The organism is Salmonella sp. SAL00672 (assembly GCF_046552175.1).
GTDB classification, from domain to species: Bacteria; Pseudomonadota; Gammaproteobacteria; order Enterobacterales; family Enterobacteriaceae; genus Salmonella; species Salmonella enterica.
Genome location: NZ_JBGDUQ010000002.1, coordinates 253,792 through 278,933, shown reverse-complemented (window position 1 = coordinate 278,933; position 25,142 = coordinate 253,792). Strand labels below are relative to the sequence as shown.

Annotated in this window: 22 protein-coding genes; 5 read left to right on the top strand and 17 right to left on the bottom strand. The window is 50.9% G+C overall.

The genetic code is table 11. From position 1 onward, the window contains the following. Positions 1-11: 11 nt before the first annotated feature. Entirely contained in the window at positions 12-1,313 is a 1,302-nt protein-coding gene (locus ACLJTG_RS07115; RefSeq protein ID WP_001092814.1) for an NAD(P)/FAD-dependent oxidoreductase, read from the bottom strand. Positions 1,314-1,473: 160 nt separating this feature from the next. On the opposite strand from ACLJTG_RS07115, the gene ACLJTG_RS07110 reads away from it, so the two are divergent. Then, positions 1,474-2,958 (top strand): NAD-dependent phenylacetaldehyde dehydrogenase, encoded by a 1,485-nt coding sequence (locus ACLJTG_RS07110; RefSeq protein WP_001286390.1) that lies wholly within the window; start codon positions 1,474-1,476, stop codon positions 2,956-2,958. A gap of 135 nt (positions 2,959-3,093) precedes the next feature. On the opposite strand, the gene iraD is transcribed toward ACLJTG_RS07110, so the two are convergent. The 5 genes from iraD to ACLJTG_RS07085 form a co-directional block, all read right to left on the bottom strand. Continuing rightward, the gene (gene iraD / locus ACLJTG_RS07105) at positions 3,094-3,474 is read right to left on the bottom strand and encodes an anti-adapter protein IraD (protein WP_000988938.1); all 381 of its coding nucleotides are present in this window, start codon (positions 3,472-3,474) and stop codon (positions 3,094-3,096) included. After that, positions 3,474-3,959: an Hcp family type VI secretion system effector gene (locus ACLJTG_RS07100; protein ID WP_079951108.1), complete on the bottom strand. Its 486-nt coding sequence runs from the start codon at positions 3,957-3,959 to the stop codon at positions 3,474-3,476. Before ACLJTG_RS07100 ends, iraD begins: the two co-directional genes overlap by 1 nt. Positions 3,960-4,683: 724 nt before the next feature. Then, on the bottom strand, positions 4,684-5,607 hold the full coding sequence (locus ACLJTG_RS07095; protein ID WP_000540888.1) for a polysaccharide deacetylase family protein: 924 nt from the start codon (positions 5,605-5,607) through the stop codon (positions 4,684-4,686). 38 nt (positions 5,608-5,645) lie between these two features. Continuing rightward, positions 5,646-6,524, bottom strand: coding sequence for a carbon-nitrogen hydrolase family protein (locus ACLJTG_RS07090; protein WP_001137804.1), 879 nt, complete (start codon positions 6,522-6,524; stop codon positions 5,646-5,648). 395 nt (positions 6,525-6,919) lie between these two features. Beyond that, positions 6,920-8,224, bottom strand: coding sequence for an MFS transporter (locus ACLJTG_RS07085; protein WP_000784371.1), 1,305 nt, complete (start codon positions 8,222-8,224; stop codon positions 6,920-6,922). A gap of 404 nt (positions 8,225-8,628) precedes the next feature. Between ACLJTG_RS07085 and uxuA the strand changes: the two genes are divergently transcribed. The 3 genes from uxuA to uxaC all read left to right on the top strand — a co-directional run bounded on the left by uxuA (position 8,629) and on the right by uxaC (position 12,820). Beyond that, positions 8,629-9,813: a mannonate dehydratase gene (gene uxuA / locus ACLJTG_RS07080; protein WP_001620028.1), complete on the top strand. Its 1,185-nt coding sequence runs from the start codon at positions 8,629-8,631 to the stop codon at positions 9,811-9,813. 110 nt (positions 9,814-9,923) lie between these two features. Continuing rightward, complete coding sequence (locus ACLJTG_RS07075; protein WP_000437132.1) at positions 9,924-11,396, top strand: fructuronate reductase; 1,473 nt, start codon at positions 9,924-9,926, stop codon at positions 11,394-11,396. Positions 11,397-11,407: 11 nt separating this feature from the next. Further along, positions 11,408-12,820 (top strand): glucuronate isomerase, encoded by a 1,413-nt coding sequence (gene uxaC / locus ACLJTG_RS07070; protein ID WP_000190180.1) that lies wholly within the window; start codon positions 11,408-11,410, stop codon positions 12,818-12,820. A 299-nt stretch (positions 12,821-13,119) separates the two neighbouring features. On the opposite strand, the gene ACLJTG_RS07065 is transcribed toward uxaC, so the two are convergent. Next, positions 13,120-14,178, bottom strand: a complete 1,059-nt coding sequence (locus ACLJTG_RS07065; protein ID WP_000475245.1) for a methyl-accepting chemotaxis protein — start codon at positions 14,176-14,178, stop codon at positions 13,120-13,122. A gap of 669 nt (positions 14,179-14,847) precedes the next feature. Continuing rightward, complete coding sequence (gene gss / locus ACLJTG_RS07060) at positions 14,848-16,704, bottom strand: bifunctional glutathionylspermidine amidase/synthase (protein ID WP_039518511.1); 1,857 nt, start codon at positions 16,702-16,704, stop codon at positions 14,848-14,850. 226 nt (positions 16,705-16,930) lie between these two features. On the opposite strand from gss, the gene yghU reads away from it, so the two are divergent. After that, positions 16,931-17,797 carry a glutathione-dependent disulfide-bond oxidoreductase gene (gene yghU, locus ACLJTG_RS07055; protein ID WP_000774853.1) on the top strand — a complete coding sequence of 289 codons (867 nt, stop codon included), beginning with the start codon at positions 16,931-16,933 and terminating at the stop codon, positions 17,795-17,797. A gap of 67 nt (positions 17,798-17,864) precedes the next feature. Here yghU and ACLJTG_RS07050 read toward each other — a convergent pair whose 3' ends face one another. The 9 genes from ACLJTG_RS07050 to hybA form a co-directional block, all read right to left on the bottom strand. Then, complete coding sequence (locus ACLJTG_RS07050; RefSeq protein WP_001220944.1) at positions 17,865-18,575, bottom strand: molybdate ABC transporter substrate-binding protein; 711 nt, start codon at positions 18,573-18,575, stop codon at positions 17,865-17,867. Then, complete coding sequence (locus ACLJTG_RS07045; RefSeq protein WP_410958911.1) at positions 18,575-19,627, bottom strand: ABC transporter substrate-binding protein; 1,053 nt, start codon at positions 19,625-19,627, stop codon at positions 18,575-18,577. The genes ACLJTG_RS07050 and ACLJTG_RS07045 overlap by 1 nt, the downstream gene beginning before the upstream one ends. 75 nt (positions 19,628-19,702) lie before the next feature. After that, positions 19,703-19,951, bottom strand: a complete 249-nt coding sequence (gene hybG, locus ACLJTG_RS07040; RefSeq protein ID WP_000334887.1) for a hydrogenase maturation factor HybG — start codon at positions 19,949-19,951, stop codon at positions 19,703-19,705. A 27-nt stretch (positions 19,952-19,978) separates the two neighbouring features. After that, positions 19,979-20,320 (bottom strand): hydrogenase maturation nickel metallochaperone HypA, encoded by a 342-nt coding sequence (gene hypA, locus ACLJTG_RS07035; RefSeq protein ID WP_000544945.1) that lies wholly within the window; start codon positions 20,318-20,320, stop codon positions 19,979-19,981. Continuing rightward, a complete protein-coding gene (hybE, locus tag ACLJTG_RS07030) occupies positions 20,313-20,801 on the bottom strand; it encodes a hydrogenase-2 assembly chaperone (protein ID WP_000004951.1) in 489 nt (162 codons plus the stop codon). Before hybE ends, hypA begins: the two co-directional genes overlap by 8 nt. Beyond that, positions 20,794-21,288, bottom strand: coding sequence for a HyaD/HybD family hydrogenase maturation endopeptidase (locus ACLJTG_RS07025; RefSeq protein ID WP_001221962.1), 495 nt, complete (start codon positions 21,286-21,288; stop codon positions 20,794-20,796). The genes hybE and ACLJTG_RS07025 overlap by 8 nt, the downstream gene beginning before the upstream one ends. Continuing rightward, a complete protein-coding gene (hybC, locus tag ACLJTG_RS07020; protein WP_000083044.1) occupies positions 21,288-22,991 on the bottom strand; it encodes a hydrogenase 2 large subunit in 1,704 nt (567 codons plus the stop codon). Before hybC ends, ACLJTG_RS07025 begins: the two co-directional genes overlap by 1 nt. Beyond that, positions 22,988-24,166, bottom strand: coding sequence for a Ni/Fe-hydrogenase cytochrome b subunit (hybB, locus tag ACLJTG_RS07015; protein WP_000017678.1), 1,179 nt, complete (start codon positions 24,164-24,166; stop codon positions 22,988-22,990). The genes hybC and hybB overlap by 4 nt, the downstream gene beginning before the upstream one ends. Further along, on the bottom strand, positions 24,156-25,142 hold the full coding sequence (gene hybA, locus ACLJTG_RS07010; protein WP_001081721.1) for a hydrogenase 2 operon protein HybA: 987 nt from the start codon (positions 25,140-25,142) through the stop codon (positions 24,156-24,158). Before hybA ends, hybB begins: the two co-directional genes overlap by 11 nt.

Below are 25,142 nucleotides of genomic sequence, written 5' to 3'. Positions count from 1 at the left end.
TGTTCTCCTGGTTAATTCCGGCCTTTCCAGAAACCGGCTGTTTGATGTATCAGTTTTCCCGCACTGACCAGCAATAGACGTAGACTGTCGCGACCATAAATTGTCGCGTGGGGAATGCTACTCATCAGACGATACCGCTCGGAACCGCCATTTATTCCTTCGGCCAGGATTTTGCATACAATATGGGAAGGCGTGACGCCAAATCCGGAATAACCCTGAACATAAAAAACATTATTGTGCTCACGAAGCGTGCCAATCTGCGGAAACAGATTCGCGCTACAGGCCATCGGTCCGCCCCAGGCAAAATCGATTTTAACGTCTTTCAAATAAGGAAAGACCTCCGTCAACAGAGTGCGGTTCCAGGCAGCAAAATCGTGCGGGGTATATTCAAGAAACCTTGTGGCGCTGCCAAACAGCAGACGGTTTTCTTTTGTGAGACGGTAGTAATTTATCACCGGGCGGATATCACTAAAAGCCCCGCGCAAGGGACTGATCCGCTCAACAAGCTCGCTGGAGAGAGGTTCTGTAGAGACCTGATAAGAATAAGTAACCAGCGTTTTCTTATAAATTTCTGGTTCCAGATTATTGAGAAAACTATCACAGGCCCACAGCAATTTGGCCGCTTTTACGCTGCCCATCGCAGTACGTACCCGCACAGTTTTACCATAACTGACCTCAACCACAGGTGAATATTCGAATATCTTCACCCCCAGCGAATTCGCAGCCTGAGCGGAGCCCAGCAATAAATTCAGCGAGTGGACATGCCCTCCCCCCATATGCTTGAGAACACCGCAGTAGACGTCGGAACCAATAACCTGCTGCACGTCTTTACCGGTATAGAGTTCAATATCATCTTCCGGCGTAGCAGCTTTGAATTCTTTTTCCCATTGTTGCAGCGTTTTTAACTGCCGCTGGTTGTAGGCCAGATAACCATATCCGGGGACAAAATCAGCATCAATATGGTATTTACGAATTCGCTCCCGAATAATACCTGCGCCGAGGTTCGAGATTTTAAACAGCGTCTCCATTCCCGCTGCGCCTACATATTTTTTAACGGCTTCGATGTCGTGACCTATACCGGCCATCACCTGACCGCCGTTTCGCCCGGTGCCGCCATACCCAAGATGGCGGGCTTCCAGAACGACAACATTAGTGATCCCCTGCTCCGCCAGTTCCAGCGCGGTATTGATGCCTGAAAAGCCACCGCCAATGATCACCACATCGGCATCAATATCGTCTTGCAGAGCAGGAAAATGCAACGGGTATTTTTTCGTCGCGCCGTAGTAATTCAACGCATCGATTTTTGTATTCATCGCGTTACCTTGTCATCACGCTTGACTAAGACCGCTATCACAGCACGGTAACGTTTTACAAAATATCGTCCGGAAGAATGACGTTCTTTGGAACGATATTCAGTTCCAGGCAAGTATGTTGAGATGGAAAACGTACATTCCTGACCTACAGGCACTTCTGATGAGCGACGTGACATTACTTGCCGAAGTAACGACTTTTTTACGCCAACGACACGGACAATTTATTGCAGGTGAACGTCAGGCCGGAAACGGCACGAACTTCTCGGTCACTAACCCAGCCACCGGCAAAATCATCGCCGACGTTGTGTCGGCAACCCCTGCGCAGGCAGAAGAGGCCATGCAGAGCGCCAGACGGGCGTTTGATGTCTGGCGTAAAATGCCAACGTTACAACGCGGCGCATTACTGCTGAAACTGGCTGATACTCTTGCCGCTCATCGTGAAGAGTTAGCTCAACTGGAAAGCGTCTGTTCAGGTAAAACGATTATGCTGTCGCGCGGTCTTGAACTCGATCAGTCAGTGGCCTTCCTGCGTTACTTTGCCGGTTGGGCAGGAAAAATAACCGGTGAAACGCTGAATGTCTCCCTGCCATCAATGGGAGAAGAGAGATACACAGCGTTTACCCAACGCCAACCCATTGGTGTGGTCGTCGGTATTGTGCCGTGGAATTTCTCCATTATGATTGCTATCTGGAAGCTGGCCGCAGCGCTGGTATGTGGCTGCACCATCGTCATTAAACCAAGTGAATATACCCCGCTGACACTGCTGCGAGTCGCTGAACTGGCTAAAGAGGCAGGTTTCCCTGATGGCGTAATTAACGTGGTAAACGGTGCTGGCGGTGAGATAGCGCAACAGCTGATCGCGCATCCAGATTGCGCCAAAGTGAGTTTCACCGGGTCAGTCGCGACAGGTGAGAAAGTCCGGCGTTCGGCAACATCGTCAGGAAAACGCGTTACCCTCGAACTGGGAGGGAAAAATGCGGCGCTGTTTCTCAATGATCTCACGGCACAAGCCATGGTCAACGGTATTCTTGAAGCCGGTTATCTGAATCAAGGACAGATTTGTGCTGCCGCAGAGCGTTTTTATCTGCCCCAGGAAAAACTGGATACGGTCATGACGCTCCTCAGACAACGGTTATCGGAGATCGTGCCCGGCTCGCCTTTAGATGAAAAAACGGTGATGGGCCCGCTGGCGAATCAGGTTCAGCTTGAAAAAGTGCTGCGTCTGATTCAACGTGCACGGGAAGAAGGGGATACCATTGTTTATGGCGGTGAAACTTTACCCGGCGGAGGGTTCTTTTTACAGCCGACAGCGGTAAAAGTGCGTAGTAAAAACAGTACGCTGATGCACGAGGAGACCTTTGGCCCTGTCTGTAGCTTTATCGGTTATCAGAATGAAAAAGAGGCGCTTTCGCATATCAACGCTTCGCCATTCGGCCTTGCTGCAAGTGTGTGGTCGGAAAATATGTCTAAGGCATTACGCTACGCTGAAGATATTGATGCTGGCATGGTGTGGGTCAATATGCATACCTTCCTCGATCCCGCGGTACCCTTTGGAGGGATGAAAGGATCGGGTAGTGGTCGTGAATTTGGCAGCGCGTTTATTGATGACTATACCGAACTTAAATCTGTCATGGTCCGTTATTAACCATCCTGAAAATAATGCAGGCAGATCAACCATACCGAAAGGTGGACTGTCTGCCTGATTATCAGGTTCGCTCGCTGCGTTTTTTTGCTTTTGGGATAATGTTAAACGCCCGGCCCGGCGTTCCTTCCTGCATTACTAGCGCCATCTACCGTTAGAGTAGGCTATCTCCAGCCTTAACGGTTCAGACTCATCCTGTAACATCGCTTCCAAAGACAACGCCAGCGTCTGATGATGGGCATCTTTTACACTGACTTTCAGCATGTTGATGCTCGGTTCATAACGTAAAATAGCAGCGCGAAGCTCACGGCAAAACCAGTTGAGAACCCGTTTGTCACCCACATTCACCTCGTGCCATTCCGGCATACCCCGAGTGAGCAGCGGCGGTAATGTCTCGCCACCTGGCACGGCGCAAGAGTTGAATAAACACATTAACTTGCGTCGTACCAATTCATGTGGGCTTATCCCCTCAACCAAGAGCCTGTCGAATAGCGCGACCGGAATGGTTGGCGTCATCATCATTTCCCTATCTGGTCTATCGCCAGATCCCATACTGACGTTCTGGACTCCTGTTGAGCGCCGTCTGATTTCTCGGCAGTGATTTGCCATTCTATTTTCGTGAAGTTCAGCGACATCGTTTCCACCGGCTTACCGCCGGCGCCGCAGCTAACACTGAGTTGTGATATCAGCGCGTTTGTCAGGGTATAAACGATAAGCGACCGCATTTTGCCACCGTCATTGCGGCACAACGTCAGCACCGCTGTTCTAATTAGCCTCCCGCTACAGCAGTACTCATTGAGCACAGGCGTGGCGAGGTCGACAAATTTGGTGAGCGACATTTCACCAACATGCGCACGCCCGGAAGTCCGCTCAGTGAGGCTAACATCGTTATTTACCTGCATTGCCACATTGTGGCTATAAGACATGATCTCTATCTGATCTTCAAAGCCTTCAATCTGGCTTTCGCCTTTGATATTGTCGAGCTTTAAAAAAATCGCATCCATGATTTATCTCCTTGTTGATCAAGTGGCAGTTAAGCAGCCAGACGAATACCAGCGGCCAACGCTTGTGACTCTTATTAAAAGCGCAACGACCAAAAAACACAGCGTGAAAAGCGCCAGGTTTGCAGGGATTTTGCCAACGTTTACCCACGTCTGATAAACGTTATTCCGCTGGTTGCAATGCAATAGAGGTTTTTGGCCCGCTGTGGCCAAATACAATTGAGGTTATACTGAACGCTCTCTGCCATATTCAATCCCTTTTATCGCAAAGTATCCCTGGTGCCGGTATCACAGCGTCGTTATTCAAAAATTGACATTTCAGAATAATAATCAGCTATATATAAAAAACACATCAAAAAGCAAATATCAACTTAATTTTTACTTATTTAATAAAAAAATCCAAATTGATTTACATCAATTAACACATACAAAAGAATTAAAAATCAAAGCATTAAATAAAAATAATCACTATGGAAAATTTTATTTTTCTTAATACTCACATTATAAATTTTATTTGCTTATTTTCCTGTGAACACAAAAAATGATTTAAATCAAAAAACAAACTATTCTCGTTGATTAACGTTTTGACCGAAATAAAAAAGATTTTATACGTCCCGGGATAGTCTCCCTTTCTGATGGACAATATGCATTAACAAGCGGGCAAACAGGTAACTTCTGCCCGGGTAATCCGTTACCCGACTGATATTAACATTGTCATGAGGTGATATCATTTGCCCGGCCAGCCATAATCATCCGGAACCGGCGCTACGCCACGAACATCAGGACGGAGCATTTTTTGTCGATCCTCTTCGTCATCCACCCAGACACTGGCTATCTCTTCACAGGTTGCAAACCATACGCCATCATGCCCTTTAATATGTTCAATCAAACGTGACAACATCATCATATGATGCCCATGACCGATTATCTGCGGATGAAGGGCCATCGCATATAAACCGTTTTCCTGATGGTGATAAGCATAGGTAAAAATATCCTTCCAGCGTCGCAGAACACCGTCAGTATCGCTCATCCCCTCCTGGTTGCCGGTATACGCCAGTGCGGGAAAATCATCCAGATACCAGCTAACAGGAATCTCCAGAATCGCGCTGGCCGGGCCTGCGATATTTCCCGTCTCCCAATTCACCTGCCAACGTTGAGGATGGTAAGGCACAAGATCTCTCGCCATCAGGCTACTGTCATAGAGAAAACCGGCTTCCTCCAGAAGATCCAGCGTATTCTCGCTATAATCCCAATAGGGAGAACGGTATCCCACAGGGCGTATGCCGAAATGTCTTTTATAACAGGCGAACGCCAGATCCATAAGTCGGCGTTCTGTATCACGATTCACCAGCGTCGGATTTTCATGATAGTAGCCATGGTGAGCGATTTCATGCCCGGCATCAAAAATTGCTTTAATGATTTCCGGGAAGGTGTCTACAGTGTGTCCGGGAATAAAAAAGGTGGTTTTGATATTATTTTCTTTGAACAATTTCAGAAGCCTTGGTACGCCAACTTGAGCACCAAACTCTCCTCGTGACATAAAGGATGGCGACGGTCGATTAAATCCGCCCAGCCATAAAGACTGAGCATCTACATCAACACCAAGATTGACCGCAATCCTTTTACCCTCAGGTAATTTTAAATATCCCATAACGACCTCCAGCTAATACATAGAAGGGACACATTCTGTTATTTAATGTGTGATGGCCAGATATTATATATGCCTGCTTTTCTGCGTCTGTCCTTGAACGTTGTTGCTGCCCCCCCAAGTCTATTTTCATATAGAACATCGAGGTTAATTTCTCCTGAAATGACATCCTCTTGATTGACGTGCGCCTCTGCGATAATACCTTGTGGATTTTTCCACACGACATCACAGGGGCTTAAAATTGAACTTCGGGCCCAGCAGCCTGGCAGTGGCCCGCCCGGGTTTCCGCCCAGGCAACAGTGAACAAGATAAATTTGATTTTCAATACAACGTGCGTGGCAACAATGCCTGACTCGCCAAAATCCCTGTTCAGTAAACGTAGCGGAAGGCGTTAAAATTAACTCCGCACCCTGTTCCGCCAGCGTCGCGGCACACTCCGGTATTTCTGCTTCATAACAAATATTAAAACCCACCTTTGCAAATGGCAGTTGAAAAACAGCCATTTTATCGCCTTCCTGAGTATACCAACCCCGTTCAGCCGGGAAGATATGCGTCTTACTGTGAGCATAATGTTCGCCATCGGGTCCCCATATATGCGCAACATTCTCATAGCGATCTGCTCCAGTCTGCTCCAGATGAGAGCCAGCAATAATGAACTGTCCTCTTTCTTTCGCTTCCTGTTGAAAAAGCTGCTTATAGGCATCCGTGAACTGATCAATTAAAGTAAGGTGTGAAATGGGTCTTTCTTGCCATTTTTTCAATAATGTAAATAACTCAATGGTAAATAGCTCCGGGAAGATAACGACATCAGCACCCTGACTTTTATTAAGAAGTATCCTTACCTTTGTTATGAAATCTTCAAAAGTGTTTATTTCAGTAACAATATACTGACAGGCTGAAACAGTAAAATTACGTGGCATCGTGATATCCCCGGCATGAAATTTAAACTTAAATTAACGTATAGCGCATGGAGAATATTAGGGAGTGGACATTACGACATCAGGTTATTTTTTGTGAAGCTGCGCAAAATATATGGAGAAAAGAGTAGAAGCATTGAACCTTTATTTACATAAAGGGGACTTTATCGATGATCGCAGCGAGACAGAGAGTCGATAAAAATCCAGGCGAAAAACAATAACCCTTACCACAATATTATTTTCAGCATCTGAAAATAATCAGGCAAACTAAATGATAACGCGCTGGTATAAAACCAACGCGTATTTTTACCGATAAGGGTAATGAAGACGGCCACCCGAAGGTGGCCGTTAGAACCCGGTAGCGCTTCGCTTATCAGGCCAGTGAAACCGAGACAGCTTTAGCGGTGAGACGCCAGCGGCTGTTCCGTCATTGGCGGGTGGTGCTTTTCCGGATCTTTAATCAGTACCCACAGGATGATGGCGCCGATAATATCGAACAGACTGAGTGCAATGAAGAACGGGCCGTAACCGATAATAGCGACCAATGCCCCCATAAACAGGTTGAAGCTTAACTGTCCCATCCATGCCGCAGATCCTGCCAGACCGGCAACCGTCGCGACCTCATTTTTCTTGAACAGGTCAGCGCTCATGGTAATCACGACGGTAGACAGCGTCTGGTGCGCAAAACCGCCAATACTCATCAATGCAATGGCGACATACGGGTTAGTCGTAATGCTGACAAAACCGATCGAAATCATCAAAACAGCGCCGATGGTAAAGCTACAACGACGCGCATTGATCGTGGTCATGTGCATCTTTTCCATGAAGAACTTCGCCAGGAAACCGCCTGCAACGCAGCCAAAGTCCGCCGCCAGGAACGGCAGCCAGGCAAACATGGCGATCTCTTTTAACGGCAGATGCATCACGTTAATCAGATACAGCGGCATCCAGAAACTCAGCGTTCCCCATGCCGGGTCAGCAAGAAAACGGGTAATCGCCAACGCCCAGAAGTTACGCTTTTTAACGATCTCTTTAACGGCCGGTTTTTTATTATCGTCCTGGAGATAGCTTTCCTGGCCGTCTTCGATATAACGCAGCTCTTTGTGGGTGATCCACGGGTGTTTATTTGGCGAGTTATAAATCAGGAACCAGGTGATGGCGAACAGCACGCCGATCCCACCGGTAATCACAAACGCCATTTCAGTACCGATGCCGCTATCAGCAAAGGTCAGCATCGCCCAGACCACCAGCGGCGGCGCCAGCATCGCGCCAATTGAAGTACCGATATTAAACAGGCCCCCCGCAATACCGCGTTCTTTCGTCGGGAACCATTCGGCGCTGGCTTTAATCCCGGCCGGAATCGCTGACGCTTCGGTTAGCCCCATCAGACCACGCAGAAATGCCAGACTTATCCAGCCGCCGGCCAGCGCGTGCGCCATGTTGATCAGCGACCACAACAAGGCAAAGATAAAGAAGCCGATTTTCAGTCCGATGACATCCATCAAATAGCCGGTGATCGGCTGCGCAATGGTGTAACAAAGCTGGAAGGCGCTCACCACCCAGGAATATTGTTGCTCATCAAAATGGAGTTCTTTCATCATCGCTGGCGCCGCAACGCTAAGCGAGCTACGGGACAGGTAGTTTACGATGGTCCCTACGCAGACCAGGCCGATAATCCACCATCTTAATTTTGTCATCTTCATGATAAAGCCTCGTTAAAAAACATTAGCTCCGCGCCGTCTGACCTGTAGCGGGAAAACTGAAATCACAAAAATTGGTTGACCAATCAATATTTTCTCATCCGGACCGGTCAAAATCTGGCGGCAACTCCCGCACTTAATATTCTTGAAATAAATACATCAACTCATTTCAAGTTGAATGGTGAATGCTTTTCACCCAGCAAAAATTGACACAGATCAAATAAATAAAATTGGCAGACCGTGAATGATGATATTTGTGATTTGGTTAGCCAATTTAGACAATAAGGTTGACATGAGAAAAATTTTGGTTGAATTTAGGGGGCAGAACGGGTTTACAAAGCACGTTTCGATGTTGGCTGGCAATGGGTCAACCACGAAGACGTTATCGCAAGAAGAGGAAACGAGATATGAAACAAACCTGGCGCTGGTACGGACCTAACGACCCGGTAACGCTGTCAGATGTACGCCAGGCTGGCGCAACCGGCGTGGTAACGGCGTTACACCATATCCCGAATGGAGAAATTTGGTCGGTAGACGAGATCCAGAAACGTAAAGCTATCGTTGAAGAGGCGGGTCTGGAGTGGTCTGTGGTAGAGAGCGTACCTATCCACGAAGATATCAAAACCCACACCGGTCAGTACGATTTATGGATCAAAAACTACCAGCAAACGCTGCGTAACCTGGCGCAATGCGGTATCTATACGGTTTGCTATAACTTTATGCCGGTGCTGGACTGGACACGTACGGATCTGGAATACGTATTGCCGGATGGTTCCAAAGCGCTGCGTTTTGACCAGATTGAATTCGCCGCGTTCGAACTGCACATCCTGAAGCGTCCGGGAGCAGAAGCCGACTATACGGCAGAAGAGATTGCTCAGGCAGATAGGCGTTTCGCCACCATGAGCGAGGAAGACAAAGCACGTCTGACCCGCAACATTATTGCCGGTTTACCTGGCGCGGAAGAAGGCTATACGCTGGATCAGTTCCGTCAACACCTGGCGACGTATAAAGATATCGATAAAGCAAAACTGCGTGAACATTTTGCCTATTTCCTGAAAGCCATTATTCCGGTTGCCGACGAGGTTGGCGTGCGTATGGCCGTTCACCCTGACGATCCGCCGCGCCCTATTCTCGGCCTGCCGCGCATTGTCTCTACCATTGAAGACATGCAATGGATGGTGGAAACCGTTAATAGCATGGCGAACGGCTTCACCATGTGTACCGGATCTTACGGCGTGCGCGCCGACAACGATCTGGTTGATATGATCAAACAGTTTGGTCCGCGCATCTACTTTACGCATCTGCGCTCTACGCTGCGCGAAGAGAATCCGAAGACCTTCCACGAGGCCGCCCATTTGCACGGCGATGTGGATATGTATGAAGTCGTTAAAGCGATTGTGGAAGAAGAGCACCGTCGTAAAGCCGAAGGTAGCGACGATCTGATCCCAATGCGCCCGGACCACGGTCATCAGATGCTGGACGATCTGAAGAAGAAAACGAATCCGGGTTATTCCGCCATTGGCCGTCTGAAAGGGCTTGCGGAAGTCCGCGGCGTCGAACTGGCTATCCAGCGCGCTTTCTTTAGCAAATAACCTTCTTTCGCATGGCGCGACGCGTCATGCGATTTCCCCTACTCAATGCAATAGCAACATGCCTCGCCCCGGAGATCGCGGGCGAAGACGTCGAATGACAGGAGTTTGCAATGGAACAGAATATCGCCACCGCCCAGGTTTCCGTCGCCCGCCCAAACTGGGACAAATCACGTCTGGTATCCCGTATTGTGCATCTGGGCTGCGGGGCGTTTCACCGCGCGCACCAGGCGCTCTTTACCCATCATCTACTGGAAAAGAGCGACAGCGACTGGGGCATTTGTGAAGTGAACCTGATGCCGGGTAACGACGCGCGGCTGATCGCGAACCTGAAAGCGCAAAATCTGCTGTACACCGTTGCAGAACGCGGCGCAGAAAGCACCGAACTGAAAATTATCGGTTCAATGAAAGAAGCGCTACACCCTGAATTCGACGGTCATGCAGGGATTCTGGCGGCAATGGCGCGCCCGGAAACCGCCATCGTCTCCTTAACCGTGACCGAAAAAGGCTACTGCACCGACCCCGCCAGCGGCGAGCTTGATGTCAATAACCCGCTGATCCAAAACGATCTTGCCCATCCACAGCAGCCTAAATCCGCCATTGGCTATATTGTCGAAGCGCTAAACATGCGCCGGGAGCAAGGACTGAAAGCTTTTACCGTGCTGTCGTGCGATAACGTGCGCGAGAATGGTCACGTCGCGAAGGCTGCCGTCCTCGGCCTGGCAAAAGCTCGCGATGCCGCCCTCGCCGCATGGATTGCCGACAATGTAACCTTCCCCTGCACCATGGTTGACCGCATTGTTCCGGCAGCGACCGAAGAGACGCTACAGCTGGTTGCCGACCAGTTAGGGGTTTATGATCCCTGCGCTATCGCCTGCGAACCCTTCCGCCAGTGGGTCATCGAAGATAACTTTGTGAATGGTCGCCCGGACTGGGACACCGTCGGCGCGCAATTCGTTGCAGACGTCGTACCGTTTGAAATGATGAAGCTGCGTATGCTTAACGGCAGCCACTCTTTCCTCGCCTATCTGGGTTATCTCGGCGGGTATGACACTATCGCCGATACCATGACCAACCCGGCTTACCGTCGCGCGGCGCTGGCGCTGATGCTTGATGAACAAGCGCCGACGTTGTCAATGCCGGAAGGCACCGATCTGGAAGGGTATGCGAATTTGTTGATCGCGCGTTTCACTAACCCCTCGTTGAAACACCGCACCTGGCAGATCGCGATGGATGGCAGTCAGAAACTGCCGCAGCGTTTGTTGGACCCGGTACGTCTGCACTTGCAACAGGGCGATGACTATCGCCGCCTGACGCTGGGCGTCGCCGGATGGATGCGTTACGTCGGCGGTGTCGATGAGCAAGGTAAAACCATTGATGTCGTCGATCCGCTGCTCGCGCAGTATCAGGCGATTCATCAGCAATATCAGACGCCGGAAGAACGCGTTCGCGGGCTACTGGCCATCGAGTCTATCTTTGGCAACGACCTGCCGAAGAACCACGAATTTGTGCAAGCCGTTACCGACGCTTACCAACAGCTATTGCAGAATGGCGCGAAAGCCACGGTAGAAGCGCTGGCTAAGTAAGGAGATAAATCATGGCTACGTTTATGACTGAAGATTTTCTACTTAAAAACGACATTGCCCGCACGCTGTACCATAAATACGCCGCGCCCATGCCGATTTATGACTTCCACTGCCATTTAAGTCCGCAGGAAATCGCCGACGATCGCCGTTTCGATAACCTCGGTCAGATCTGGCTGGAAGGCGACCACTATAAATGGCGAGCGCTACGAAGCGCAGGCGTGGATGAGTCGCTGATCACCGGCAAAGAGACCAGCGATTATGAAAAATATATGGCCTGGGCCAATACCGTACCAAAAACTCTGGGTAATCCGCTGTATCACTGGACGCACCTTGAACTACGCCGTCCATTTGGCATTACAGGTACGCTGTTCGGACCGGATACCGCGGAAAGTATCTGGACGCAGTGTAATGAGAAACTGGCGACACCGGCCTTTTCCGCGCGTGGTATTATGCAGCAGATGAATGTGCGGATGGTCGGAACCACCGACGACCCGATAGATTCTCTGGAATATCACCGCCAGATAGCCGCCGACGACAGCATTGATATTGAAGTCGCGCCAAGCTGGCGCCCCGACAAAGTTTTCAAAATCGAACTGGACGGCTTTGTCGATTATCTGGGGAAACTGGAAGCGGCGGCAGATGTCAGCATTACCCGTTTCGACGATTTACGTCAGGCGCTCACTCGCCGTCTCGACCATTTCGCCGCCTGCGGCTGCCGCGCGTCCGATCATGGCATTGAAACGCTGCGATTTGCGCCGGTGCCCGACGACGCGCAGCTTGACGCCATTCTGGGCAAACGTCTGGCTGGCGAAACGTTGAGCGAACTTGAGATCGCCCAGTTTACCACGGCGGTGCTGGTCTGGCTGGGCCGTCAGTACGCCGCGCGCGGCTGGGTGATGCAGCTACATATTGGCGCGATCCGTAACAATAATACCCGTATGTTCCGCCTGCTGGGGCCGGATACCGGCTTTGACTCCATTGGCGATAATAACATTAGCTGGGCGCTCTCCCGTTTGCTCGACAGTATGGATGTGACCAATGAACTGCCCAAGACTATCCTCTATTGCCTGAACCCACGTGATAACGAAGTCCTGGCGACCATGATCGGTAACTTCCAGGGGCCGGGAATTGCCGGAAAAGTGCAGTTTGGTTCCGGCTGGTGGTTTAACGATCAGAAAGACGGGATGCTGCGCCAACTGGAGCAACTGTCGCAAATGGGACTGTTAAGTCAGTTTGTCGGGATGCTGACCGACTCCCGCAGTTTCCTTTCTTATACGCGACATGAATATTTCCGTCGTATTCTCTGTAACCTGCTGGGACAGTGGGCGCAGGACGGAGAGATTCCTGATGATGAAGCGATGCTAAGCCGTATGGTTCAGGATATCTGCTTCAATAATGCCCAGCGTTATTTCACGATTAAATAATCGCTATTAATCTGTGAGCACAGGTTTCAGGTATTTCTAGGAGCAGGAAGGCGGTAAGAGAGTGAGAAATTTAGCAGTAACGCACTTTTCCAGCCAAAGTCTGGCCGCCGATAAAAAGCAAAGAGGTTGCTGATTAATCCCGAATCACTTACTAAAGTAAGTGATTCGGGTAAACAAACACAGCCATCTTCTGCGTCATGCTTTTTTTCTCTGTCCGGAATAACTCCAGTGCAGAAAGTGTGATACATCAGTCCTGTTGATGATGGCTCCTGTTGGTTATACGGTAATAACTCATGACTTCACAGTGTGGTTTCTTTTAATAAATCGACAGCCAGCATTTCCAGCTGGTTAACCACCTCATTACTGGAACGCTCCATTCTGTCGAGTTCTTGCGACATCGCATTCATATCGCCTGCGGCAAAATAGTTCAGCGCAGAGTGACCAGCGCTATGCACCTCTTTATGCGGCGCTTCCAGACTACGGAAACTGTAGTAATTGCTAAACTGCTGCCCTTCAAAACCGTAGTACCATTTCCCCAGCCGACACTGATCGTGCATCGTTATTTTGCTGTTTATGTCTTTATTTAAGAGTAATTTGTAGACTTCCATTTTCCAGATAACATGGTCAACTTTAACAATATTCAAAAACTGCACCGTAGAGATGTACTGCATGACCGATTTCATGCTCAGCGATTTATCGATAACGATGCCAATAGACTCCACAATTTGATTTATGTTAGTCGTAATATTATCAATAACCGGCTGTTGGTTATCCAGCACCTCACTCACTCTGGCCGTATTATCTTTGATTACAGAGGTTAACGTACTGACGCTTTTCGAACTGTGTTTAACATCTTCGGACAGGTTTTTCACTTCTTTCGAAATAACGCTAAAACCACGCCCGGCATCCCCTACGCGCGCGGCCTCGATCGCGGAGTTAATCGCTATCAAATTGGTCTGGTTAGCGATCTTCTGTATCTCTTTAATACACGCATTAATTTGCGTTAAGGAGGTATTTAAGTCGCCCATACGACAGCCAATATCCGATGAAGTCGTGCCAATTTCGGTGATAAATTCCACGAGCGATTTTAATGAACTTCTGGCTTTATCATTCTGTTCGTTAAGTTCATTAATGCGTTCTTTTTCAATGTTGAGCTGCTCACAGGACTTAATGATGGCATTACGAATGATATCGATCGTCGAGATCCCCATCAGAATTTTTTGACACAGTATCCGCTCATAAGGCTCAGGAGTATCCACCACCACGTCAGACGCATTAGCGCCAGATTCTGCTGCTGGCGGCGGTATTTTTACAACATTATTATTCCAGTGGCGCAAGCCTAATACTTTTTTAAACATATACCATTCTCCTTATTATATGTGGACATCCTGATCTATGCCTGGATAAAGTATTATCAACTCATGCTAACATAATGAAAAATCGGCTGTCATCTGCCATAACCATACGTTCACCAGAATAAGACAAAACGTCCACTAAACTTAAATAATTACAGAGTAAACTATTCAACAATACTATTAATAGTCATAATGGAAGTCGCTTCACTTTATACGGAAATATTATTTACAAGGCTGACAATAATAGTTGAATAATAATTAACTGCATTTACTTAGGTGTAGCTATATCTCGCCACGAAGATTGCAGACAGGGTTTAAACGCAAACTTTTGCAATAGAAAAATAACCTAACGTAAACTTTTTATATGACCAATAATATCATTTGGACTCATCAATATATTATGCTGTCCGTTTACCAGCCAAACAGGCATGACCTAAATCCAAAGGAATGGGGGCAGCGTAACCAGCCGCAAAAAGTATCGATTAGTCGAAAATCAGGAAACGGATGCGCCAACGCGGCGAGCGTCACCGCCTGCGTCAGAAAAGTTAAGAATAATTTGTGATATTATTTCTCATATGTTACCAGTAAATGGCAGGCTGATAGCCGTTCGCTGGTAAACACAACAGGCGGGATATCGGCACCCACGCCGATATCCCGACGAGAATGACCCCGTTACGCTTTGATGACGATTAACGGTTCAATATCGCTCTCTTTTTTAATGACTAATGAATCATCGCCGCGCAGGCACGTACCGCCGTAGTTACCGCCCACGGTAAACGTACAGACCTGAATATACTTCCCGGCGACCTTTGGCAGGCACCACAACTGCTGATAGATATTTTTCTGCGTGGCGAACTTGCCGCTGGTTTTATCCAGGAGCTCTTCCTGATGGCTCACCAAATCGATATTACTACCGCAACGTCCGGCGATCGGTTTTACCGCATAGCCGGTCTGCACCAGCTCATCGTTAACGGTAAAATCCGTGTCGAGCAAATAGCGATGATGCGGGAACAGCGACCACAGGATGGGCAGGATCGCTTTGTTGCCCGGGATCACCGTCCACAGCGGTTCAAACACCAACACTTCCGGGCGCAGTAATACATCAATCAGCCGGACTTCATTTTCCGGGTGCCCGGTACGAATAGGCACTGCGGCGTACTCCGTCTCGCTGACTTCGCGTATCTGCTCCATCGCCGTTTCCCACGCCCAGGTTTTCCAGACACAATTCACCAGCCGTCCGTCGCCATCGATCAACTGCCCGGCGTCATCCCAGCGCAACTCGCCCAGCCCGCGGAGAATTTTGCTCGCGAAACCAGCCTGATGCAGCGCCTGCTGCATAAACTGCGCGTGATAGTCCTCCTCAATATCATCATCCTGCATGATATGAACGAAAGGACGCGCTTTACTGTGTTTCCAGGCGCCTGCCAGCTCGTTAATTAAGCCTTCCGCCGGGTTATGCCCTTTACCGGTATAGCCCTGCTCAGCCCATTTTTCGAGAATTAATCCCGCTTCGGTATGGCATGATGCGGAATCGGCATTGTATTCATAGACTTTCAGCCCGCGTTCATCCATGCAGAAATCCATACGACCGGTGATCATATGGTGACGACGGCGCTGCCAGGAGAGGCGCAGGCGCGGCCAAAGAATTTTGGGGATATCGAATAGCGCCAGCAGATTATCGTCTTTTAAAACTTTGTCCGTGGCGTGCAGGTACATCAAATGCAACTCATTGGTCGCTTTGATAAGCTCCTGTTCAGCGCTCTCGGTGATGGTAAAATACTGGTACGGGTCCTGATTGATAACGTGTCCGTTCGCCTGTACATAGGCTTTTTGTAACGGATCGCGCTCATCCAGCCACTGACCGTCAAACTGACCTTTCTCTGGCAGTCTTGCGCTGCGAATCGCCAGCGACTGATTCGCGATGTCAGGCTGTGACAAACTGTATTGCGTGTCGTCGGTCTGGATCATCCAGCCTAAAATCGTCGTGTCATCAAAGGTGTCGCGCAGGGTGTAACACCCGTTTTCTACAACCATTTCCAGTTCGCGAGTCCACTGCTGCCCTGGCGGCAATGGCGTGTGGATAACGTTTTGCTCAGCAATACGAATTTTGTTATCCAGGAGCTGGGTGATAATCGCAACGTGCCCGGTTTCGTTAAACTCGCCGCCCTTTTGCCAGATGAGCAGCGCCCCGGCCTCCGGCGCGCGCGGCGAACCGTTCGGGAAGGCCTGCAAAGGCAAAATATTGTCATTCACGACCTCGCGCAGAAAACGCAGCGAGAAGATTTCCCAGGCCATGCCGACGTCAGTAAAAACAACGCCATAATTCAGAAAGAGAAAACGGCGGGCAAATTCCACGCACTGCCATTTATGCCCCATGTATTCATCGTCGATGTAGCTACGAAAAGCTGCGTCGTCGTCGTCCCACGGATCGAGGGAATTGTAATCTGAAGAGTAGATCGCTACGCCGCCGGGGGCGTAACCCAATAATGTCCCGAAGGGGGCATCCTGACTGGTGGTTCCTTTGCTCATGCACTTACCTCAAAACAAGACCGCCTGAGCAGCCTGGCGTGATTTCGCTCTGATTGTCTGCTCTGTGACACTAACCGGACAGAGGTCGACATAATCATACACCTCAATAAGGCACACTGAGGCCAGAAGGTTAAAATTTCACTCGCCGGAATGTCCCAATAGGTTAAATGTCCGGTTAGCAAGCTGCTACACTGCTTCAACACCACCACTGTGAAGGCAGGTCAATATGGCAGATAATACTTATCAACCCGCAAAAGTCTGGACGTGGGATAAATCCGGCGGCGGCGCGTTCGCTAACATTAATCGCCCGGTTTCCGGCCCGACGCACGACAAAACGCTGCCCGTCGGCAAACATCCGTTACAGCTTTATTCGCTGGGGACGCCTAACGGCCAGAAAGTGACCATTATGCTGGAAGAGCTCCTGGCGCTGGGCGTGACCGGCGCCGAATATGACGCCTGGTTGATTCGCATCGGCGAGGGCGATCAGTTCTCCAGCGGCTTTGTTGACATCAATCCGAACTCAAAAATTCCGGCGCTGCGCGATAACTCACACAACCCGCCGATTCGGGTTTTTGAGTCGGGCGCAATTCTTGTTTATCTGGCGGATAAGTTTGGCCATTTCCTGCCGCAGGATCTGGCTAAGCGCACAGAAACCCTTAACTGGTTGTTCTGGCTACAGGGCGCGGCGCCGTTCCTCGGCGGCGGTTTCGGTCACTTCTATCATTATGCGCCGGTAAAAATTGAGTACGCCATTAATCGCTTCACCATGGAAGCCAAGCGTCTGCTGGACGTGCTGGATAAGCAGTTAGCTCACCACCCGTATGTCGCGGGAGAAGAGTACACTATTGCCGATATGGCCATCTGGCCGTGGTTCGGCAACGTGGTGCTGGGGAATGTCTATGATGCAGCGGAGTTTCTGGATGCCGGAAGTTATCAAAACGTACAACGCTGGGCGAAACAGGTAGCCGAACGTCCGGCGGTAAAGCGGGGGCGCATTGTCAACCGGACCAACGGCCCATTGAACGAACAGCTTCACGAACGCCATGACGCCAGCGACTTCGAAAACAATACCGAAGATAAACGTCAAAGTTAAACCATGATGCCGGATGAGGTAGTAATGTCGTCATCCGGCATGGTATTCCCTGCTGACGCTTCGCTTATCAGTTCTGCGAGTGTGTCATATTCGGCGCTTCACTAAACCCATGTTGCATGAGAATCAACCTCGCCCGTGCTGACAGTAAAAAGTCGGCAAGCGTTTTTCCCTGCTCGCTCAGGCAGGCAAAGCCATATTCAGCCACGGGATTATAAGGTTCCGGGATATCAACCACTCGCAGCGAATTAACCTGCCGTAGCCAGGGAGCATAGCTGGCATAGCCGATAAAGATATCGGTGTAATCATGATTGATGAGCCATTCCGCTGCCAGCCGGCCCGCCGGTAACGGCAAAGTCTGCCTGCCGCCAACCAGCGCTACCGCGCGTTTTCGGACCGCTTCGCCCTCCTTGCCCATCCGCGAAAAAAGCTGCTGCGTATAATCGCCGGAAGGATCGCAACCTGCTGTTGAGGTGCCGATCCGCAGATCCCGCCGGGTTAATAGCGACAGCCAGTCCTCGCCTTCACGCATCGCCTGTGCCCGCACGCTCAGACACAAACGGTTCGTCGTAAAAGGCGCGACCCGCAGCGCCCGCCCGCTTTCCAGCAGCGCCTGCGGATGCGCCAGGTTCGCCGAAGCAAAAAAGTCGCACGCTTCGCCCGCTTCGATGCGTTCACGTAACAGCCCCGCCGGACCGAAATCACATACCGCATCCGCCTGAAACGCCGCCATTAGCTGCGGCCAGACGACACGCAAGCTCCCCGCAGCCAGTATTCGCATCACTGTACGCCCTGATAGTCAGTACGGTAAAAACGTTGATACCAGTCGTTAGCGGCCTTTTGCATGTCAATATCGTGGAATTTTTGCGGATAGAGTTTTTTCGCCATCCACAGTTCGCCGATTCCCACCGCCTCCGGCATCGGATATCCCCAGGCTTTGGCATAATCCGGCATCAGGTAAACCCGATGATGCTTCACCGCGTCAATGACCTGCCACTGGGGATTGTGCAGGATCTCATTGACGACCTTTGGATAGCGATTCTGGACAAAGATCACCTGTGGATCCCAGGCAATCACCTGCTCCATTGTCACCTGCTTAAAGCCTTTCACCGAGGATGCCGCTACATTCAGCGCCCCCGCATGGGCCATCATCAGACCGGTATATTTACCGGAACCGTAGGTGGTCAACTCCGGATTCGCCATATAGGCGCGAACTCGCTCATTTTCAGGAACCGACTGCAAACGGTCGCTGACCATCTTGCGACCTTTATCCATCGCCTCAATCAGCGCTTTCGCCTCTTGCGGTTTATTGGCGATATCGCCAATCAGCGTTATTCCTTCACGCAGCCCGCGATTATAAGCCTGCTCTTCATCGGCCAGGGTCGGGTTCATTTTAGCCTGCTCGCCAGCAATATCATGGCGCAGCGAAATCGCCACTACCGGAATGCCAAGACGGCTGATCTTGTCGATCATCTCCTGCGGAGCGTAATTCGTGACAAACACCACCTGCGGGCGCAGCGCCACCAGTTTTTCAGGATCAACGTGCGTTAGATCGCCCAGCGAGGCTTTTTGCGCCAGTTCCGGCGCCAGACGCGCATAGCCGTCGCCTAATTGCTGTTTCCAGTTCGCCATGACCCCAACGATTTTGTCAGTGGCATTCATCTGTACAAGGAGATTGAGCGTTTGATGCTGGAGCACCACCACTCTGTCGACGGTGTCCGGAACCGTGACCTGGCGGCCAATTTGATCGGTAAAAGTACGCGCCGCCTGTGACATTAACGGCCAGCAAAAAAGCAACGCCAGCAGAGAGAGCTGGCGCAAAAATTTATTCATAGGTTTCGCCCCACAATCGATATATAAATAATTATACAACGATTATAGAGCGATATAATAGAGGTGATTAAGGGATCACGCGCTGGTGATGTCGTACTCCATGCGGCGCAGCGCATCTAACGTGGCTTTCGCTTCGTCTTCGTCAATGATGCTCATCGCAAAACCAACGTGTACCAATACCCATTGCCCTATCAGATCGGCTGGCTTACCTTCACAAATCAGAGCAATATTGACATCACGTTTGATGCCACACACTTCCACCTGCGCAAGCTGGTGAATATCATCTCCGACGGCCAGCACCTGACCGGGGACGCCAATACACATAATTAACCACCTGAAATAAAATGCGGGTTATTCGACCTCAATACTTTTTACTTTCAACGAATCGCCGGTATCCACCCGCAGGCGATCGCCATGACAATGCGGACATTGCGCGTCATGCCTGAGAATTTCCACCACCTGACTGCAATCCCAGCACCAGGCCTGGGCCGGTCTGTAGTCGATGTGCAATTCGCACCCTTGCGCTAAAGTTCCCTGGCAGGCGATGTCAAAGCTGAAACGAACCGCGCGCTCTTCAACGCACGAAAGCGCGCCTATCTCCAGCCATACGCCGGTGACGCGCGCCACGCCGTGCTGTTCTGCCTGCTGCTGAATAATTTCAACGGCGCTTTGGCAAAGAGACAGCTCATGCATTCTCACAGCTCCGACGGCCAAACAGCAACGCACGCCGGCTTGTCTGCGGCGCATCAGGATTGCTTACCGGCAGAGATAACAGCATCCGCGCGCAGTCATCCGCCAGCCGGACGCCCTCTTCCGGCGACAGGCTACGGGAAAGCGGCGACATCAACGAGCAGGCAAGATATTGCGAAACGCCTTCCAGTTCGCCAACGGTAAAGGTCATCGTGCCATAAGGCAGTTGCAGACCGAGTTTTTCACCGACGGTACGCCCGGGCCAGATCTGGTCCGGGCCAGGGAAGATTAATGCGCTTAACATCCACGGCGTAATTACCGTGCCCGTCCATTGTCCTTCAAACAACGTAAAATCAGAGACATGCACAGGCATAGTCGGATGCAGAAAGGAAAGATCGTGCATCGAACGATGGGCTATCTCTTCAAACGCCGCCTGAACCCGGGCGACGGGCGCCGTGTCGAATCCGGAAAACGTTTCAGACATGCGCCGTCTCCTTAGGAATTGCTTCGACGCCGGATTCACGCAGCGCAGCAAGAACCTGCTCAAGCGCAGGTTCAATCATCGCCTCGACGGTTGGCGTTAAGCCGATGTGCGGTTCCAGCGACTGTGGAATAACGCCGACCAGGGTCAACTTCTTCGGAAACTCGCCGGTAAAGCGGAGGGCCGACAATACGTCGGCCAGTCCAAGCTGATGGGGGGAGATTTTGTTGGTGAACAGCGCTGGAACTTCATCGTCGCGCAGTACCATAATGGTTCCCGGCGCGTTCTTTTTCGACACGATGGCGTCGGCAATGATCAAATGATCCCGACTCGCCATATCGCCAAGAAGTTCCATTCCCGCCGTACCGCCATCCAGAATCTCAACGAAATCCGGCAGGGTGTATCGTTGCTCTAACGCTTCAACAATACGCACCCCGATGGCTTCATCGGTCAGCAAAATATTGCCGACCCCTAAGACTAATATCCGCATTACAAAACCTTCACCGAGACCACTTCATTGCCATCGGCGTCCACCACGTGTACCGCGCACGCCATGCAAGGGTCGAAGGAGTGGATGGTACGTACCACTTCCAGCGGCTTCGCCGGATCGGCGATCGGCGTACCGACCAGCGACTGTTCGTACGGCCCCACGTCATCGTTGAAGTTACGCGGACCTGAGTTCCAGGTCGATGGCACCACCGCCTGATAGTTACTGATAATACCGTCTTTAATCACCATCCAGTGAGACAGCATACCGCGCGGCGCCTCCAGGAAGCCCACGCCTTTGAACTCGCCCGTCGCCGGAATGTTCGGCTTCACAAACGTGGTGTAATCGCCTTTGCCGATATTTACAATCAGCGCGTTGTATTGATCCTGCAATATGTTTTGCAGTTCACAACAGTGAACGGTACGCCCGATGATACGACCCAGCGTAGAGTGAAGTTGCGCCATTTCCAACGTTTTGCCGGTCAGCTTCTGATAAAGCGCAATGATTTCATTGAGCTTGGTCTGCGTGGATTCACGACCTGCAGCCAGTTTACACAGCATGTTCGCCAGCGGCCCGACTTCGACGGTTTTGCCGTAGAATGTCGGCGACTTGACCCATGAGTATTTACCGTCATCCGACCAACCGTCGTAAGCCGGGATCGTAGTGCCTTCCCACGGCGCCTGCGGCGCTTCATCTTTGTACCAGGCGTGCTTCGCGCTCTCCTGAATACCTTTAATCAGGAATTCGTCGGAGTGAGAGGTGATCGGACGGTATGTCGACAGATCGGCATTGGTAATGTAACCGCCCGGGAACAGGAAACTGCCGTTTTTACCGTCGGTCGGGAATTCCGGCGCGCTCAGGTAGTTCACCGCGCCTTTGCCGCGCTCCAGCCATTCCGGATAGTAGGCCGCGATGACTGCGGTATCCACTTTATACACCTGCTCGACAAAATCGCTCAGCTTATCGATAAACGATTTGATGTACATCAGGCGTTCAAGGTTCAACGTACCGATGCTGTCGAGATTGATCGGGTTCGCCACCCCACCGACCGCCAGGTTCTGGATATGCGGCGATTTACCGCCCAGCAACGCCACCACGCGGTTAGCGTCACGCTGACATTCCAGCGCCTGCAGATAGTGGGCGACCGCAATCAGGTTGACCTCCGGCGGTAACTGCATTGCCGGGTGCCCCCAGTAGCCATTGGCGAAAATACCTAACTGACCGCTGGCGACAAGATCCTTGATCTTGTTCTGAACTTTCGTGAACTCTTGCGCGCTGTTCAGGTGCCAGCTCGACACGCCATCCAGCATCGCAGAAGCTTTTTCCGGATCGGCTTTCAGCGCAGAGGTAATGTCCACCCAGTCCAGCGCAGAGAGCTGGTAGAAATGGACAATGTGGTCATGGGTGGTATGCGCCGCCAGAATAATATTACGGATATACTGCGCGTTGACGGGAACATCAATATTCAGCGCGCTTTCCGCCGCACGAACGGAGGAGATCGCGTGAGTTGTCGTACAAACGCCGCAAATACGTTGCACAATCATCCACGCATCGCGCGGATCGCGGTTCTTCACGATCTCTTCCATACCGCGCCACATGGTGCCGGACGCCCATGCTTTGGATACGACGCCGTTCTCAATTTCGCAGTCAATGCGTAAATGACCCTCAATACGGGTTACCGGATCAATAGTAATTCTCTGGCTCATGCTTTGCTCGCCTCATGACGATTATGATCGTTTTGTTTTAAAGGAGGAAGTATCGGCAGTAGACGAATGAGTACGATGTATGCACAAATCTCAATAGCCACAAAACCAATAGAAATCAACAATTCTTCCCAGGTTGGGAAGTAGTGGTAGCCGCCACCCGGGTTGAATGCCACCAGCGAATAGGTCAGACGCCACGTCGCGCAGCCCAACAGCGCGCTCAGCGCCGACAGGTACAGCATACGAGAGTCATTACGCAGTTTCGCCACACGCAGCACCACTAACGGGAAGACCATCAGGACGACTTCAATCCAGAACATAGCGGAGTAAAAATCGCCGGCAAACGCATAGGACAGCTTGTCGCGATAAATCAGTTCGCCAAAGCGCAGGACGACGAAAATCGCCAGCAGCACGCTGATGGTATTCGTCAGCTTAACAAACAAATTTTTCTCATCCGGACCGTTTCCTTTCAGGCCTGCCTGAACCAGCGAACCCTCAAATATGACAATGGAGAAGCCCATGATAAACGCGGTCAGAACCGAGAACAGCGGCAGCATTTCATAGCTTTGCCATAGCGGATGCACTTTATAGCCCGCCGAGATCATCAATGACCCCATTGAGGACTGGTGCATCGTCGGCAACAGCGCGCCCAGCGCGATAATAAAGAACATCACCTTATTCAGACGCTTGAGCGACACTTTCCAGCCCAGACGTTCAAACAAGGCAGGCGCAAACTCCAGCGCCATCACGCCGATGTAGATGGTCATACAGACCGCCGTCTCAAACAGTACCGAGTTCACGTTGAAGTGACCTGGAATGTAGAAGTACGGCAGGTTCCAGTAACGACCGACGTCGATAGTGATCGACAGGCCGCCCAGCGAGTAACCAAACAAGCTTGCCAGCAACGCCGGGCGCACCAACGGATGGTATTGCCCACGGTTAAAGACATACACCGCCCATGCCAACGCCCAACCGCCGCAGGCAAAGCCGGTGCCGATCAACAGGTCAAAGGCAATCCAGACGCCCCACGGGAAACCGCCGTTCAGGTCGGAAACGGAGCCCAACCCGAAGACCAGACGCTTCACGATAAGGAGCATACACAGGACGATTAACGGTCCAAAAATAATGACCGGTTTACTGATGATTTTTCCGCCCAGCGGTTTTGGATCATGACTCATGATCGTCTCCTCCATCGTGATGGTCGTTTTTGCTGTTACGACGAACCAGCACGGTTAAGCCCGCCAGCGCAGCCAGGGGTAGTATCATGCCTTTATAAAGCGTGTGTTGAACATGCTCGGAGCGCGCTCCGGTTGAAAGGTCATCCAGCTTCGGCAGATCCAGATCTTCATAAGGAACGCCTGTCAGCACCAGCACCTGAGTACCACCGCCCTCTTTTTCACCGTAGAGGTGTGGGTAGTATTTAGGCACCGTATGCAGATAGGTGTCGTCCGTTTTCAACGTCTGGCGCGGATAGTGATATTCACTGCCTGGTTTGAGGGCCAGACGTTTTTTCGCTTCCGCCATCAGCTCTTCACGAGTACCGAAAATCACGGCCCCTGCCGGACAAACTTCCACGCACCCAGGCAAACCGCCTTTATCCAGACGCTCAACGCCTTTCTGGTTACACAGCTCACACTTGTGAAGCGCGCCAAACGGGTTGTTGTAGTCGTACTTAGGTACGTTGTACGGACAGGCGACCATACAGTAACGGCAGCCGGTGCAGACATCTTTGTCATAGTGGACGATGCCGGTTTTCGGATCTTTTTTCAGCGCCGACACCGGACAAACGGAAACGCAGTTAGGATCGACGCAGTGCATACACTGTTTCTTGATGTAGGCATAGCCGTTCTCTTCCTGATCTTTGTTCACGCCCGTGCCGCTACGCCATACCTGGATAATGTTATTGGTATACGGCGACAGTTTGTCGTTGTTCGACCAGGTCTGCTCCCCTTCCGGGTTACGCGCCGGGAAGTTGATATCCTGACACTTTGTGACGCAGGCCTGACAGCCCACGCACAGAGTAGAGTCATACAACATACCCAGCGAACCTGGAATCGGCGGACGGTTTTCTGCAGCCGCATGGCTGACAGACGGCGCGGCGCCCAACAGCAATGCTCCACCGGAGGCTGCTTTAATAAAGTCACGTCTGTTCAC

Excerpts from the sequence above, each read along its gene's own strand:
- ACLJTG_RS07075 (WP_000437132.1), top strand. The coding sequence starts at position 9,924 with ATGGAACAGAATATCGCCACCGCCCAGGTTTCCGTCGCCCGCCCAAAC.
- hybE (WP_000004951.1), bottom strand. The coding sequence starts at position 20,801 with ATGTCTGAAACGTTTTCCGGATTCGACACGGCGCCCGTCGCCCGGGTT.
- hybG (WP_000334887.1), bottom strand. The coding sequence starts at position 19,951 with ATGTGTATTGGCGTCCCCGGTCAGGTGCTGGCCGTCGGAGATGATATT.
- ACLJTG_RS07025 (WP_001221962.1), bottom strand. The coding sequence starts at position 21,288 with ATGCGGATATTAGTCTTAGGGGTCGGCAATATTTTGCTGACCGATGAA.
- ACLJTG_RS07115 (WP_001092814.1), bottom strand. The coding sequence starts at position 1,313 with ATGAATACAAAAATCGATGCGTTGAATTACTACGGCGCGACGAAAAAA.
- yghU (WP_000774853.1), top strand. The coding sequence starts at position 16,931 with ATGGCAGATAATACTTATCAACCCGCAAAAGTCTGGACGTGGGATAAA.
- ACLJTG_RS07100 (WP_079951108.1), bottom strand. The coding sequence starts at position 3,959 with ATGGATGCGATTTTTTTAAAGCTCGACAATATCAAAGGCGAAAGCCAG.
- hybC (WP_000083044.1), bottom strand. The coding sequence starts at position 22,991 with ATGAGCCAGAGAATTACTATTGATCCGGTAACCCGTATTGAGGGTCAT.
- ACLJTG_RS07065 (WP_000475245.1), bottom strand. The coding sequence starts at position 14,178 with ATGTTTAAAAAAGTATTAGGCTTGCGCCACTGGAATAATAATGTTGTA.
- gss (WP_039518511.1), bottom strand. The coding sequence starts at position 16,704 with ATGAGCAAAGGAACCACCAGTCAGGATGCCCCCTTCGGGACATTATTG.
- uxuA (WP_001620028.1), top strand. The coding sequence starts at position 8,629 with ATGAAACAAACCTGGCGCTGGTACGGACCTAACGACCCGGTAACGCTG.
- iraD (WP_000988938.1), bottom strand. The coding sequence starts at position 3,474 with ATGATGACGCCAACCATTCCGGTCGCGCTATTCGACAGGCTCTTGGTT.
- ACLJTG_RS07095 (WP_000540888.1), bottom strand. The coding sequence starts at position 5,607 with ATGGGATATTTAAAATTACCTGAGGGTAAAAGGATTGCGGTCAATCTT.
- uxaC (WP_000190180.1), top strand. The coding sequence starts at position 11,408 with ATGGCTACGTTTATGACTGAAGATTTTCTACTTAAAAACGACATTGCC.
- hybB (WP_000017678.1), bottom strand. The coding sequence starts at position 24,166 with ATGAGTCATGATCCAAAACCGCTGGGCGGAAAAATCATCAGTAAACCG.
- ACLJTG_RS07045 (WP_410958911.1), bottom strand. The coding sequence starts at position 19,627 with ATGAATAAATTTTTGCGCCAGCTCTCTCTGCTGGCGTTGCTTTTTTGC.
- ACLJTG_RS07050 (WP_001220944.1), bottom strand. The coding sequence starts at position 18,575 with ATGCGAATACTGGCTGCGGGGAGCTTGCGTGTCGTCTGGCCGCAGCTA.
- ACLJTG_RS07090 (WP_001137804.1), bottom strand. The coding sequence starts at position 6,524 with ATGCCACGTAATTTTACTGTTTCAGCCTGTCAGTATATTGTTACTGAA.
- ACLJTG_RS07085 (WP_000784371.1), bottom strand. The coding sequence starts at position 8,224 with ATGAAGATGACAAAATTAAGATGGTGGATTATCGGCCTGGTCTGCGTA.
- hypA (WP_000544945.1), bottom strand. The coding sequence starts at position 20,320 with ATGCATGAGCTGTCTCTTTGCCAAAGCGCCGTTGAAATTATTCAGCAG.
- ACLJTG_RS07110 (WP_001286390.1), top strand. The coding sequence starts at position 1,474 with ATGAGCGACGTGACATTACTTGCCGAAGTAACGACTTTTTTACGCCAA.